The 13,370-nt window shown below is 65.8% G+C and carries 9 protein-coding genes; 5 read left to right on the forward strand and 4 right to left on the reverse strand.

Annotated features, from left to right (window positions below):
* Window positions 1-303: 303 nt before the first annotated feature.
* Genes uvrB through H0P51_RS13210 form a run of 3 tightly spaced genes read left to right on the forward strand, consistent with a single transcriptional unit; the run spans window position 304 to window position 5,271 of the window.
* Window positions 304-2,457 carry an excinuclease ABC subunit UvrB gene (uvrB, locus tag H0P51_RS13200; RefSeq protein WP_180918942.1) on the forward strand — a complete coding sequence of 718 codons (2,154 nt, stop codon included), beginning with the start codon at window positions 304-306 and terminating at the stop codon, window positions 2,455-2,457.
* Window positions 2,454-3,860, forward strand: coding sequence for an MFS transporter (locus H0P51_RS13205; RefSeq protein WP_246398613.1), 1,407 nt, complete (start codon window positions 2,454-2,456; stop codon window positions 3,858-3,860). The genes uvrB and H0P51_RS13205 overlap by 4 nt, the downstream gene beginning before the upstream one ends.
* 25 nt (window positions 3,861-3,885) lie before the next feature.
* Entirely contained in the window at window positions 3,886-5,271 is a 1,386-nt protein-coding gene (locus H0P51_RS13210; protein WP_180918476.1) for an MFS transporter, read from the forward strand.
* Between the two features lie 7 nt (window positions 5,272-5,278).
* Here the strand turns inward: H0P51_RS13210 and H0P51_RS13215 are convergent, their stop codons facing one another.
* Complete coding sequence (locus H0P51_RS13215) at window positions 5,279-6,847, reverse strand: mannosyltransferase (protein ID WP_180918477.1); 1,569 nt, start codon at window positions 6,845-6,847, stop codon at window positions 5,279-5,281.
* A 181-nt stretch (window positions 6,848-7,028) separates the two neighbouring features.
* Here H0P51_RS13215 and H0P51_RS13220 point away from each other — a divergent pair, with 181 nt between their 5' ends.
* Window positions 7,029-7,469 (forward strand): universal stress protein, encoded by a 441-nt coding sequence (locus tag H0P51_RS13220; RefSeq protein WP_180918478.1) that lies wholly within the window; start codon window positions 7,029-7,031, stop codon window positions 7,467-7,469.
* 13 nt (window positions 7,470-7,482) lie between these two features.
* On the opposite strand, the gene H0P51_RS13225 is transcribed toward H0P51_RS13220, so the two are convergent.
* Window positions 7,483-8,160 (reverse strand): MBL fold metallo-hydrolase, encoded by a 678-nt coding sequence (locus H0P51_RS13225; protein WP_180918479.1) that lies wholly within the window; start codon window positions 8,158-8,160, stop codon window positions 7,483-7,485.
* 142 nt (window positions 8,161-8,302) lie between these two features.
* On the opposite strand from H0P51_RS13225, the gene uvrA reads away from it, so the two are divergent.
* Window positions 8,303-11,215 carry an excinuclease ABC subunit UvrA gene (gene uvrA, locus H0P51_RS13230; protein ID WP_180918480.1) on the forward strand — a complete coding sequence of 971 codons (2,913 nt, stop codon included), beginning with the start codon at window positions 8,303-8,305 and terminating at the stop codon, window positions 11,213-11,215.
* Between the two features lie 18 nt (window positions 11,216-11,233).
* On the opposite strand, the gene H0P51_RS13235 is transcribed toward uvrA, so the two are convergent.
* Both H0P51_RS13235 and H0P51_RS13240 read right to left on the reverse strand, forming a co-directional pair.
* Window positions 11,234-12,067 (reverse strand): DMT family transporter, encoded by an 834-nt coding sequence (locus H0P51_RS13235; protein WP_246398616.1) that lies wholly within the window; start codon window positions 12,065-12,067, stop codon window positions 11,234-11,236.
* Between the two features lie 93 nt (window positions 12,068-12,160).
* The gene (locus H0P51_RS13240; RefSeq protein WP_180918482.1) at window positions 12,161-13,354 is read right to left on the reverse strand and encodes a winged helix DNA-binding domain-containing protein; all 1,194 of its coding nucleotides are present in this window, start codon (window positions 13,352-13,354) and stop codon (window positions 12,161-12,163) included.
* Between the last annotated feature and the right edge of the window lie 16 nt (window positions 13,355-13,370).

Consider the following 13,370-nt stretch of genomic DNA (forward strand, 5'->3'; position numbering starts at 1 on the left):
CCCTTGTTCGTCCGGACGCCCAACATAGGCCACCGGAGTGACAAGTCTGGAGCGCCACGAGGTCGTGTCGGATGAAAATGACGCTCTGCCAGCGCCTTTCCGTTACCTGGGAGGTGCATGTTGCTAGTGTGTCCGCAGGGGCCAATGGGGCGGCGCGACCGCGGGCGGCGCCGTTGCCCGCGCGTCCTAGGCGGGGTCGCGATGCTATTTCGACGGCATTTGGCAGACTTCGGTGCTGAGACTCCGCCCGGATGGCGCCTGCGTTACGGCGGCGTGTCGGTGGCGCCGACTACCCTGGCCGACATGGCTTTCGCCACCGAGCATCCAGTTGTCGCCCACTCCGAATATCGCGCCGTCGACGAGATTGTCCGTACCGGTTCCCGGTTCGAAGTGGTCAGCCCGCACGACCCGGCCGGCGACCAGCCGACCGCCATCGAAGATCTGGAACGGCGGATTAAGGCAGGGGAGCGCGACGTCGTCTTGCTGGGTGCCACCGGCACCGGCAAGTCGGCGACTACCGCCTGGCTGATCGAACGCCTGCAACGTCCCACCCTGGTGATGGCGCCGAACAAGACGCTGGCCGCACAGCTTGCCAATGAACTGCGGGAGATGTTGCCGCACAACGCGGTCGAGTACTTCGTCTCGTACTACGACTACTACCAGCCGGAGGCCTATATCGCGCAGACGGACACCTACATCGAGAAAGACAGCTCCATCAACGACGACGTGGAGCGGCTCCGGCATTCCGCGACTTCGTCGCTGTTGTCCCGGCGCGACGTGGTGGTGGTTGCATCGGTGTCGTGCATCTACGGCCTGGGCACGCCGCAGTCCTATCTGGACCGCTCGGTAGAACTGCAGGTCGGCAACGAAGTGCCACGGGACGCGCTGCTGCGGCTTTTGGTCGACGTGCAGTACACGCGCAACGACCTGTCGTTCACCCGCGGCTCCTTCCGGGTCCGCGGCGATACTGTGGAGATCATCCCGTCCTACGAAGAGCTGGCCGTGCGGATCGAGTTCTTCGGCGACGAGATCGAGGCTTTGTACTACCTGCACCCGCTCACCGGGGACGTGGTCCGGCAGGTCGACTCGCTGCGCATCTTCCCCGCCACCCACTACGTCGCCGGGCCAGAGCGGATGGCCCAGGCGATCTCCACGATCGAGCAGGAACTCGCCGAACGCTTAGCCGAACTGGAAGGTCAGGGCAAGTTACTGGAGGCGCAGCGGCTGCGGATGCGCACCAACTACGACATCGAGATGATGCGACAGGTCGGGTTCTGCTCAGGCATCGAGAACTATTCGCGCCACATCGACGGTCGGCCGGCGGGCTCGGCGCCGGCAACCCTGCTGGACTACTTCCCGGACGATTTTCTGCTGGTCATCGACGAGTCGCACGTCACCGTCCCGCAGATCGGCGGCATGTACGAGGGCGACATGTCGCGCAAGCGCAACCTGGTCGAATACGGGTTCCGGCTGCCGTCGGCGGTCGACAACCGGCCGCTGACCTGGGAGGAGTTCGCCGACCGGATCGGGCAGACGGTATATCTGTCTGCCACTCCGGGACCGTACGAACTCAGTCAGACCGGCGGCGAGTTCGTCGAGCAGGTCATCCGCCCGACCGGGCTGGTGGATCCGAAAGTGGTGGTCAAGCCCACCAAGGGGCAGATCGACGACCTGATCGGCGAGATCCGCAAACGCGCCGCAGCCGACGAGCGTGTCCTGGTGACCACACTGACCAAGAAAATGGCCGAAGACCTCACCGACTACCTCCTGGAGATGGGCATCCGGGTGCGTTACCTGCACTCCGAGGTCGACACGCTGCGCCGGGTCGAGCTGCTGCGACAGCTCCGGCTCGGGGACTACGACGTGCTGGTGGGTATCAACCTGCTGCGCGAGGGCCTCGACCTGCCCGAGGTGTCGTTGGTGGCCATACTCGACGCCGACAAGGAAGGCTTCCTAAGGTCCACCCGCAGCCTGATCCAGACCATCGGCCGGGCCGCGCGCAACGTCTCCGGCGAAGTCCACATGTATGCCGATAAGCTCACCGACTCGATGAACGAAGCGATCGACGAGACCGAGCGGCGGCGGGCCAAACAGATTGCCTACAACGAAGCGCACGGCATCGACCCGCAGCCGCTGCGCAAGAAGATCGCCGATATCCTCGACCAGGTTTACCGAGAGGCCGACGACACCGAAGCCGTCGGTGGGTCGGGCCGTAACGCGTCCCGCGGTCGACGCGCCCAGGGGGAGCCGGGCCGGGCAGTCAGTGCCGGGGTGTTCGAGGGCCGTGACACCTCCTCGATGCCGCGCGCCGAACTGGCCGACCTGATCAAGGACCTCACCGCGCAGATGATGGCGGCCGCGCGGGACCTGCAGTTCGAACTCGCTGCCCGGTTCCGTGACGAGATCGCGGACCTCAAAAAGGAGTTGCGGGGTATGGACGCCGCCGGCCTCAAGTGACTCAGACAGCGCGCGAGACCGGGAGCTGGCGTGAATTGCTGGGCCACCATCTGGGCACCTGCACCGTGCTGGCGGGTGGTGTCGGGATGTACGCCACCAACGAGTTCCTGACCGTCAGCCTGCTGCCCAGCGCGATTGCTGAAATCGGCGGTAGCCGCCTGTACGCCTGGGTGGTTACGTTGTATCTGGTTGGATCCGTGGTGGCCGCGACCACGGTCAATGCGACACTGCGGCAGTTCGGGGCCCGCGTGTCATTTCTGTTGGGACTCTCCGTGTTCGGGGTAGCTAGCCTGGTCTGCGCGATCGCCCCGACGATGCAGGTGCTGATCGCGGGCCGCACCTTGCAGGGCGTCGCGGGCGGCCTGCTGGCCGGGCTCGGTTACGCACTGATCAATGCCGAACTGCCGCGTGAGCTGTGGACGCGCGGGTCCGCGCTGGTATCGGCGATGTGGGGCGTCGCGACCGTGGTGGGACCCGCGATCGGGGGGATCTTCGCGCAGTTCGGTTTATGGAGATGGGCGTTCGGCACGATGGCGGTCTTAACGGCGTTGATGGCCGCTCTGGTGACCGGAGTCCTGGGCGCCGAGCGCGCCGTCGCAGCGGGGGAGAGCACCACGCGCAAGGTGCCGGTGCGGTCGCTGCTGGTGATCGGGGCCGCCGCGCTGGCGGTCAGCGTCGCGCAACTGCCGCACAACGCCGCTGCGATTGCCGGCCTGGTATTGCTCGGGTTGCTGCTGGTCGCGGCCTTTGTGGCGGTTGATCGCCGGAGCCGGGCAAAGGTGTTGCCGCCCAGCGTGTTCGGTTCCGGACCCTTGAAGTGGATCTATTTGACCATGGCCGTACTCATGATGGCCGTGATGGTCGACACCTACGTGCCGCTGTTCGGTCAGCGACTGGGACACCTGTCACCGGTGGGGGCCGGCTTCCTCGGCGCCTCGCTGGCTGTCGGCTGGACAGTCAGCGAGGTGGTCAGCGCATCGCTGCACAACCGGCGTGTCATCGGGTACGTCGTGCTGGCTGCGCCTCCGTTGATGGGAACCGGTCTGGGGGTGGGTGCCCTCACTCAGAGCGCCGACGCGTCGCCGAGCCTGGTCGGGCTGTGGGCGCTGGCGTTGGTGATTGCGGGAATCGGTATCGGGATGGCCTGGCCGCACATGTCGGTGCGTGCCATGGAGTCTGTCGACGACCCGGCCGAGAGCAGCGCGGCCGCCGCCGCGATCAACACCGTTCAGCTCATCTCTGGAGCATTCGGCGCCGGGATTGCCGGTGTCGTCGTGAACACCGCGCCGGGCGACGCAGTGATCCAGGCCCGTTGGCTATACGCGGTGTTCACCGCGTTGGCCGCGGTCGGTGTGCTGACCGCGTTCCAGGCGACTCGCCGCGATCGCCGACCACTTCCCTAACGTCGACACCTCTTACGGTGGGAGGGTGGTGAAGACGGTCGGCGAGACCGGCAGTTGGCGAGAGCTGTTCGGCCGACATCTCGGCATCTGCACAGTGCTGGCGGGAGGCGTCGGACTGTATGCCACCAACGAATTCCTCACCGTCAGCATGCTCCCCAGCATCGTCTCGGACATCGGCGGCGAACGTCTGTTCGCCTGGGCGACGACGCTCTACCTCGTCGGATCGGTGGTCGCGGCCACCACGGTGAATCCGATGTTGGTGCGCGTGGGAGCGCGATCGTCGTACCTGATGGGACTCACCGTATTCGGGCTGTCGAGCCTGGTGTCGGCATTGGCGCCGAACATGCAGACTTTGGTCGCCGGACGCATGCTGCAAGGAGCGGCCGGGGGACTGCTGGCCGGCCTTGGATATGCGCTGATCAACTCGGCGTTGCCGCGCCACTTGTGGACCCGCGGCTCGGCGCTGGTTTCGACGATGTGGGGGGTCGCGACGCTGATCGGGCCCACAACGGGAGGGATCTACGCCCAGCTGGACTTGTGGCAGTGGGCGTTCGTGTCGATCGCGGTCGTCGCGGCGTTGATGGCTCTGCTAGTGCGAAAGGTGCTGCCGCCCGGGCACATTGGCGAGGCGAACCCCCTCACCCACCCGGTGCCGGTTTGGTCGCTGCTGCTGATCGGTGCGGCCGCACTGGTCGTCAGCATCGCGGAACTGCCGGAATACCGAATCCAGACCTTCGGGTTGCTGGCTGCCGCGGCGGTGCTGGTCGTGGTCTTTCTAATCGTGGACTGGCGCATGCACGTCGCGGTGTTGCCGCGCAGCGTGTTCGGTTCGGGACCGCTCAAATGGATCTACCTGACCATGTCGGTCCAGATGGTGGCCGCGATGGCCAACACTTATGTGCCGATGTTCGGACAGAAGCTGGCCGACCTGAGTCCGGTGGAGTCTGGGTTCCTGGGGGCTGCACTTGCGACGGGGTGGACTTTGGCCGAGGTCGTCAGCGCTTCGCTCACGGATCGACAACTGATTGGACGGGTTGTGGCCGTGGCCCCGCTGGTGATGGCGTCCGGCCTCGCGCTAGGTGCGATAACGCAACGTCCGTACGCTTCGTTGTCCTATGTGATGCTGTGGGCGCTGGCGTTGCTGATCACCGGGGCGGGTATCGGGATAGCGTGGCCGCATCTGGCGGTGTGGGCCATGACCGCCGTCGACGACCCGGCCGAAAGCAGTGTGGCGGCCGCGGCGATCAACATCGTCCAGCTGAGTTCGGGGGCTTTCGGTGCCGGGCTGGCGGGTGTCGTCGTCAACACCGCGCCCGGTGGCGAGGTGACGTCAGCGCGCTGGCTGTTTGCCGTGTTCACCGCGCTGGCCGCCCTCGGATTCCTCAGCTCCTACCGGGCAACACACCTTTGACCGACGCTCAACGCGTCGACTTGACGACCTGTGAATAGTGGAACTGCCAACGCTCGACGATATGAAAACCCAGGTAGGCCGGAAACCGGTAGGCTGGTGAACGCCCAAACTTTCCAGGCGAAAGTGACTGTCCTGCTTGATGATCGGGCTGCGATGAGTCGCGGTTGGTGATCGTCCAGAGGACGGTGCATTTGTTGATCTTGGCGGTGGTGAGCCAGACCGCGACGTGACCGTCCCACAACGTGCCGACCTTAGGCCCGTAGGCACCCCGTTCGATGTCGATCAAGGAGTGGAATGCGGCCGGTCGAGTGGCGACCAGGGCGCGGATCGGCCCGGGCAGCCAGGGCACCGTGTTGTCCACCAGCAGACAATCACCGGGTGCGGCGTGGGCACTGATGACGTCGGCCACCTGGCTGTAATCCCACCCCTCCTTGGCGTATGGCCCACGCTGAATAAAGTAATAGCCCGGAAATGCCGCCACGGCCAGGGCCACCAGCAGGGCGACCACCTGCCACCGCGTACGGGCGATGGCGACGATGCAGATCGCCAGGATGACTGCTGCCGCCGGTGCGGTGAAGATCAGATAGCGCGGGTAATAGATCGGTTCGCTGACCGCCGAGTAGATCAGCACCGTGGCGGTCGGTATGACCACCCACAGAACGCTGATTAGCAATAACCTGCCGGTACCGACCTCTGCCCGGGCCCGCCCGGTAAACCTGGTGACGGCCGCGACGACCACCATCACACCGGACAGGATCGCGAACGCGATGCTGTGGTCGAAGAATTGCCGGTGCACGACATCGAGGAACAGGTTGCGGTGCAGCCCCGCGATCCAGCCGACCTGGAAGACCTGATTGTGGGCGAACAACAGGAACGGCGTCATCACCCCGAGCGCGACGGCCGATGTCACCCCTAACCAGATGGCTGGCCACTTCCGTGGCCTCTCCGGCGCCACGACGGGAAAAATCGCCGCGTACACCGGCACCAACAGCACTGTGTTGATGCTCACCAGGATCGTCACCATCAGCGCCAACGCGTAGGCAACCCATAGCCCGGTCCGATTACGCCGCACCGCGGTGACGAACAGCACCGTCAGCCAGACGGCCGCCGCCACCGACAGCGCGTAGGAGCGGGCTTCGATTCCCGCCCACGTCACTCGGGGCAGGATCGCGAATACGACACCCGCGCACAGCGCCGTGGTGCGCCCCGAGAACAACTTCGCGAACACCACCACACCGGCGGCGGCGGCGCCCACCGCCAAGGCGCTGGGGGCGCGCGACCAGAACTCGGTCGGGGGGAAAATCGCGAACCAGCCGTGCATCAGCAGGTAGTAGAAGCCGTGGACTGCGTCGATATGGGTTAGCAACTTCCACAACTCGGGCAGCGTGCGGCTGGCTGAGGCCGAAATCGTCGCGCCCTCGTCGAACCACAACGATGGCCGCGCGGCCCACGCGCCGCTGACGACAGCGGTCAGTGCGGCGATCGCCCACGGGTCCAGCAATCTGCCGCGCGAAGTTGCCGACGGCGCCGGTTGGGCGTCGTCGGCCAAGGGATCTTCGACTACGGAGGTGGACATGATCGCCTATCACCTTATGTGGAGGTTTGCCGAACAGCGCAGTTGAGCAGCCCGGCGACGTGACCTGCGCGATGCGGCGGCGCGACCGTGAGCGCTGCCACGCCGCAAATCTCTCCCATCTCAGTCCAGCAACGCGATACTGTCTTGGGTTGGCTGAGAAACCGACACCCTGGGAGGGTAAATGAGCGCCTATCAAACCGTTGTCGTAGGTACTGACGGCTCGGATTCGTCGCTGCGCGCGGTCGAAAGGGCGGCCAGGATCGCCGGAGGCGACGCCAAACTAATCATTGCCTCGGCGTTTTTGCCCCAGCAGGAGGACGCCCGCGCGGTTGACGCCCTGAAGGGCGAGAGCTACAAGGTGACGGGCACCGGTCCCATCTACGACATCCTGCACACGGCCAAGGAGCGGGCGCACATCGCCGGTGCGAAGAACGTCGAGGAGCGCGCCATCGAAGGCGCCCCGGTGGACGCCCTGGTGCAGCTGGCCGAGTCGGAGAAGGCGGACCTGCTGGTGGTCGGCAATGTCGGCTTGAGCACGATCGCAGGACGGCTGCTGGGCTCGGTGCCGGCCAACGTCTCGCGTAAGGCGAAGGTCGACGTTCTGATCGTGCACACCACGTAGGGCCGTAAGCGGCCTACCAGCCGCGGTCACGCCATTCGGCCAGGTGCGGGCGTTCGGCGCCGAGCACTGTGTCGTCGCCGTGGCCGGGGTAGATCACGGTGGCATCGTCGTATACGTCGAACACCCGCGTGGACACGTCGTCGAGCAGCTGCTCAAAGTCGCCGGGTTGCCAGGTCTTGCCCACCCCACCCGGGAACAGGCAGTCGCCGGTGAAGAGCTGGGTGACGCCACCGGTAGCGGGCCCGTCTAAAGCCAGCGCCACCGACCCGGGGGTGTGGCCGCGCAGGTGGATGACCTCGAAGGTAAGTCCTCCGATCTGCACCGTGTCGCCGTTGGCTAGCAAACGATCCGGTTTGACCGGTAGCGGCTCGGCATCGATCGCGTGCGCGGCCGTCGGCGCCGCGGTGGCCTCGGCAACGGCCTCCAGAGCCTGCCAGTGGTCGAAATGCTGGTGGCTGGTCACGATCAATGCCACCTTCGGCGCGTGCCGCCGAATCAGGTCGATTAACGCGTCGGCGTCGTTGGCGGCGTCGATGAGCAATGTTTCTCCAGTCGCGGAACAGGTCACCAGGTAGGCGTTGTTGTCCATGGGGCCGACCGAGGCCTTCAAGATCGTAGCCCCAGGCAGTGTGCGCTGGGCGGCCGTGCCTGGGTCTACGTGTCCGGTGTAGGTGTCGGAGACAGTGATCATGCTGGTCACGCTACTTGGTCCGCGGTGGGCGTTCAGTGGCTGGCCGCGGCTTGTCGGTGCCTGCACCTAGCATGGATTGCGGCCTGCGCTGTGGACTGTTCGTCATGGCAGGGCTCTACGAGTTTGAGCTGAAAGGGACAGCGTGGCCGACCGCCTCATCGTCAAGGGCGCGCGGGAGCACAACCTGCGCAGCGTCGACCTTGACCTACCCCGTGACGCCCTGATCGTGTTCACCGGGCTGTCCGGGTCGGGCAAGTCGTCGCTGGCCTTCGACACGATCTTCGCCGAGGGGCAGCGCCGCTATGTGGAATCGCTGTCGGCATATGCACGCCAGTTCCTCGGGCAGATGGACAAGCCGGACGTCGACTTCATCGAGGGCTTGTCGCCGGCGGTGTCGATCGACCAGAAGTCGACGAACCGCAATCCGCGTTCGACGGTCGGCACCATCACCGAGGTCTACGACTACCTCCGGCTGCTCTATGCCCGCGCGGGCACGCCGCACTGCCCGATGTGCGGTGAGCGGATCGCGCGCCAGACGCCCCAGCAAATCGTGGACCAGGTGCTCGCGATGGACGATGGCATCCGGTTCCTAGTCCTGGCCCCGGTGGTGCGTACCCGTAAAGGCGAGTTCGCCGATCTCTTCGACAAACTCAATGCGCAGGGCTACAGCCGGGTTCGCGTGGACGGCGTGGTGCACTCCCTAACCGATCCGCCCAAGCTCAAGAAACAGGAGAAGCACGACATCGAGGTGGTGGTGGACCGCCTCACTGTCAAAGCCAGCGCGAAGCAGCGGCTCACCGACTCGGTAGAAACGGCGCTTAACCTCGCCGACGGCATCGTCGTATTGGAGTTCCCGGACGACCGTGACGAGCATGACCACCCCCGTGAGCAGCGGTTCTCCGAAAAGCTCGCCTGCCCGAACGGGCACGCGCTAGCCGTCGACGACTTGGAGCCGCGGTCGTTCTCGTTCAACTCGCCCTACGGCGCCTGCCCCGAATGCGTAGGCCTAGGCATCCGCAAGGAAGTCGACCCCGACCTGGTGGTGCCCGACCCGGAGCTCACCCTGGCCGAGGGCGCGGTGGCGCCGTGGTCTTCCGGTCATACCGCCGAGTACTTCACCCGGATGATGGCCGGCCTCGGTGACGCGCTGGGCTTCGATGTCGATACTCCGTGGCGCAAGCTGCCGGCCAAGGCTCGCAAAGCGATCCTCGAAGGCGCCGACGAGCAGGTGCATGTGCGCTACCGCAACAGGTACGGGCGCACCCGGTCCTACTACGCCGAATTCGAGGGCGTGCTGGCGTTCCTGCAGCGCAAGATGGCCCAGACCGAGTCCGAGCAGATGAAAGAACGCTACGAGGGCTTTATGCGGGACATCCCGTGCCCGGTGTGTGAGGGCACCCGGCTCAAGCCCGAGATCCTCGCGGTGACGCTTGCGGCGGGGGAGTACGGCCCGAAGTCCATCGCCGAGGTCTGCGAGCTGTCCATCGCGGACTGCTCCGATTTCCTCAATGCGCTGACCCTGGGCCCCCGCGAGCGGGCCATCGCCGGGCAGGTGCTCAAGGAGATCCAGTCTCGGCTGGGCTTCCTGCTCGACGTCGGACTGGACTACCTGTCGCTGTCCCGCGCCGCGGCCACCTTGTCCGGCGGTGAAGCCCAACGCATCCGGCTGGCCACTCAGATCGGCTCCGGTCTGGTCGGTGTGCTCTACGTGCTTGACGAGCCGTCCATCGGGCTGCACCAGCGCGACAACCGTAGGCTGATCGAAACCCTCACGCGCCTAAGGGATTTAGGAAACACACTGATCGTCGTGGAGCACGACGAGGACACCATCGAGCACGCCGACTGGATTGTTGACATCGGGCCCGGGGCCGGCGAGCACGGCGGGCACATCGTGCACAGCGGACCGTACAGCGAGCTGCTGCGCAACAAGCAATCGATCACCGGCGCTTACCTTTCGGGCCGGGAGAGTATCGAGATGCCGGCGATGCGCCGACCTGTCGACCCTAAACGGCGACTGACCGTCGTCGGTGCCCGCGAACACAACCTGCGCGGCATCGACGTGGCATTTCCTTTGGGCGTGCTGACCTCGGTGACCGGGGTGTCGGGTTCGGGCAAGTCGACGCTGGTCAACGACATCCTGGCCGCCGTGCTGGCCAACCGGCTCAACGGCGCCCGCCAGGTTCCGGGACGGCATACCAGAGTCACCGGCCTGGATCACCTGGACAAGCTGGTGCGCGTGGACCAGTCGCCAATCGGGCGCACACCCCGGTCTAACCCGGCCACCTACACCGGTGTGTTCGACAAGATCCGCACCCTGTTCGCCGCCACCACCGAGGCCAAGGTCCGTGGCTACCAACCCGGCCGGTTCTCCTTCAATGTCAAGGGCGGCCGATGCGAGGCGTGCACCGGCGACGGCACCATCAAGATCGAGATGAACTTCCTGCCCGACGTGTACGTGCCGTGCGAGGTGTGCCAGGGCGCACGCTACAACCGGGAAACCCTCGAGGTGCACTACAAGGGCAAGACCATCTCCGAGGTCTTGGACATGTCGATCGAGGAGGCCGCCGGATTCTTCGAGCCGATCAGCGGCATTCATCGCTATCTGCGCACCCTGGTCGACGTCGGCCTGGGCTACGTGCGGCTCGGTCAGCCCGCGCCGACGCTGTCCGGCGGTGAGGCACAACGGGTCAAGCTGGCCTCCGAACTGCAGAAGCGATCCACTGGGCGCACCATCTACGTTCTCGACGAACCGACCACCGGACTGCACTTCGACGACATCCGCAAACTGCTCAACGTCATTAATGGCCTGGTCGACAAGGGCAACACCGTGATCGTCATCGAGCACAATCTGGACGTGATCAAAACCTCCGACTGGATTGTCGACATGGGTCCGGAGGGCGGTGCCGGCGGTGGAACCGTTGTCGCGCAAGGCACTCCGGAAGATATCGCGGCGGTGACGGAAAGTTACACCGGGAAGTTCCTCGCCGAGGTTCTCGGCCCGGCTACCGCGACCCCCAAGCGTTCAGCTAGCAAGCGGCGCAAAGTCAGTGCGTAACCACGTTGCTGCTCAAAATTATTGGGCGTGTAGCCGGGCGGCTTCCTCAGTCTGTGCGCCTTCTCCACGGCCCATTGCGACGGTCGCAGCTGCCATCGCGCCAATAGCGGCCGGCAGGAGCAGCGCTCCCACACCATGGGCCGTCAGGTGCTCGCCGAGGACCACAATGCCGAGCGCAACCGCCACGACTGGTTCGCCCACCAGCATGACTGGCACCGACGCCTGCAGGGCTCCCGCCTGAAAAGCCCACTGCTGCAGACCGGTGACGCCAATAGCGAGCAATACCACCAGGTATGGGGCGGGAACGGAGAGCAGAGCGTGCCAGCCGCCGACCCCGAACAAGCGCGTACACGTCTTGGTCAACAGGGCGATCATTCCGAGTCCGATGGCTACCGCCACCCCCAGTGACGTCGCACGCACTCTGCCGGTGGTACGACGTGCCAGCCCCACGCAGATCACCAGCACCGGTACCGTCGCGGCGCAGGCAAACAACAAAGCCGGAGCCGTCAAGTGGTAATGCCCTTCCTTCGGTCGTCCAACCAGCACGAAGACCGCCAGCGCGGCGGTTAGCAGTGTCGCCCAAGCCCATTCGGATCCAGTCACCCGCTTACCGGTACGCCAAGCACTCAGCGGCAGCACGAACAGCAGTGAGGACACCAGCAGCGGTTGCACCAGCATCAGCGACCCATGGGCAAGTGCGAGAGCCTGAAACGCGTACCCAGCCACGGCTGACAACGTCCCCGCCCACCACAGTCCGTCGCGAAGCACGGCCACGACGGCCGCCGGCATGGGTTTGTCGCTGACGGCGGGACGCTGCAGAGCGGCCTGCCGTACCACAATTCCCAATGCCACGAACAACGATGCCGCTGTAGCAGCTCCGATCGCCGCGAGGTGCGAACCCAGCCAATGCATCCCCCGCACATACCCCTTGCTCTAGTAACTGACTCAGGCCAGGCCTGACGGCCCGCGATCGGATTTGGACAGGGGCGACGGAAAGCGGGGGCTGATCCGCACCCCGTCCAGCCATGCGGTGAGCTCATCGGCCCGCTGTTGCAGCGCTCGGCGCCCCTGCTCGCCTGGATCTTCCAGTAACTGCAGTCGGACACGGCCCTTTTGCCCGGTGCTCGTCTCCTGACACCAGCCGCCGACCACCCGCCCGTTCCACCACGCGGTCGGACCGGCGTTTCCGTTGCGGTCGAAGATTTGTTCGCGATGATCGCCGATGTACCAATCGCGTTGCAACCAGCCCATGACGGTGGGGTCCAGTGCCGGCAGCAGCGCAGCCCACGGCGCCACGTCGGGTTCGGTAGCCAGGTCTTCGGCCAGGGCGTAGCCGGGGTTGCCGTGCACGTCCACCTCCACCGCCCCGATCGCGGCCAGCGCGACCCGGGTCGCGGTGAGCGTGGTGCCGAACCACCATTTGATGTCGGCGACGGTGGCCGGCCCGAACGTCCGAAGCCAACGCCGGACCAGATCGGCGCGGGCCGCCGCCTCGGTCGCTTGCCCGCCGCTCTCGCTCAGCCAGTCGCGGGTAATGACCCACCGCGGCCGAGACGAGGTCCAAGAACCGTCATTGGGGCCGCGCACCACCTCGCCCCGCGCGGACAGCACTGTCAACACCCGCGGCGCCACCGGAGTCGAACCACCCCAACGCTTTCCCGGGGCCGGATCATAGGTTCCAGCCAGCTCGGGCAGTGCGGCTCGCAGCTCGGGCGTATTCGCCGGACCGTGCTGCGCGAGGTGACGCAGCACGGCCGCGCCGGCTTGGTCCAGCCATTCGTCACCGTCCTCGGCGACCCCGGCCTTGTGCAGGTCGGCGACAAGGCGGCGCCGCTCGTTGTCGGCGATGGCGGTGCTGGCTGCCGCCTGAACCAGCGGCAGGTCATCGGAGTTCACCAGCCACAACGTCCGTCGCATCGCCAGATGCTTGACTGCGGAACGTCTTTGATAGAGCAGCCGGTCCAGGCCGGCGACCGTGAAGTCGGGGCAACGGGCCCACAGCGACAGGTACGGCGTGGCGGGATCGGTGGCGTGCAAGCCGAGCAGCCCGGCCGTGACGCGCGTCGCTGAGCCCCGCGCCGCCAGAAAGTGCCTGCGCGCCAGGCGGTTTCGTCGTTCCACGACGCTGAATCGTCGCACGGCTCAATAATTCCCG

The sequence above is a fragment of the Mycobacterium vicinigordonae genome, from assembly GCF_013466425.1.
GTDB classification, from domain to species: Bacteria; Actinomycetota; Actinomycetes; order Mycobacteriales; family Mycobacteriaceae; genus Mycobacterium; species Mycobacterium vicinigordonae.

Bases quoted from the DNA above. Each gene is read 5' to 3' on its own strand.
- H0P51_RS13215 (WP_180918477.1), bottom strand. From the start codon at position 6,847: ATGTCCACCTCCGTAGTCGAAGATCCCTTGGCCGACGACGCCCAACCG.
- H0P51_RS13220 (WP_180918478.1), top strand. From the start codon at position 7,029: ATGAGCGCCTATCAAACCGTTGTCGTAGGTACTGACGGCTCGGATTCG.
- uvrB (WP_180918942.1), top strand. From the start codon at position 304: ATGGCTTTCGCCACCGAGCATCCAGTTGTCGCCCACTCCGAATATCGC.
- H0P51_RS13225 (WP_180918479.1), bottom strand. From the start codon at position 8,160: ATGATCACTGTCTCCGACACCTACACCGGACACGTAGACCCAGGCACG.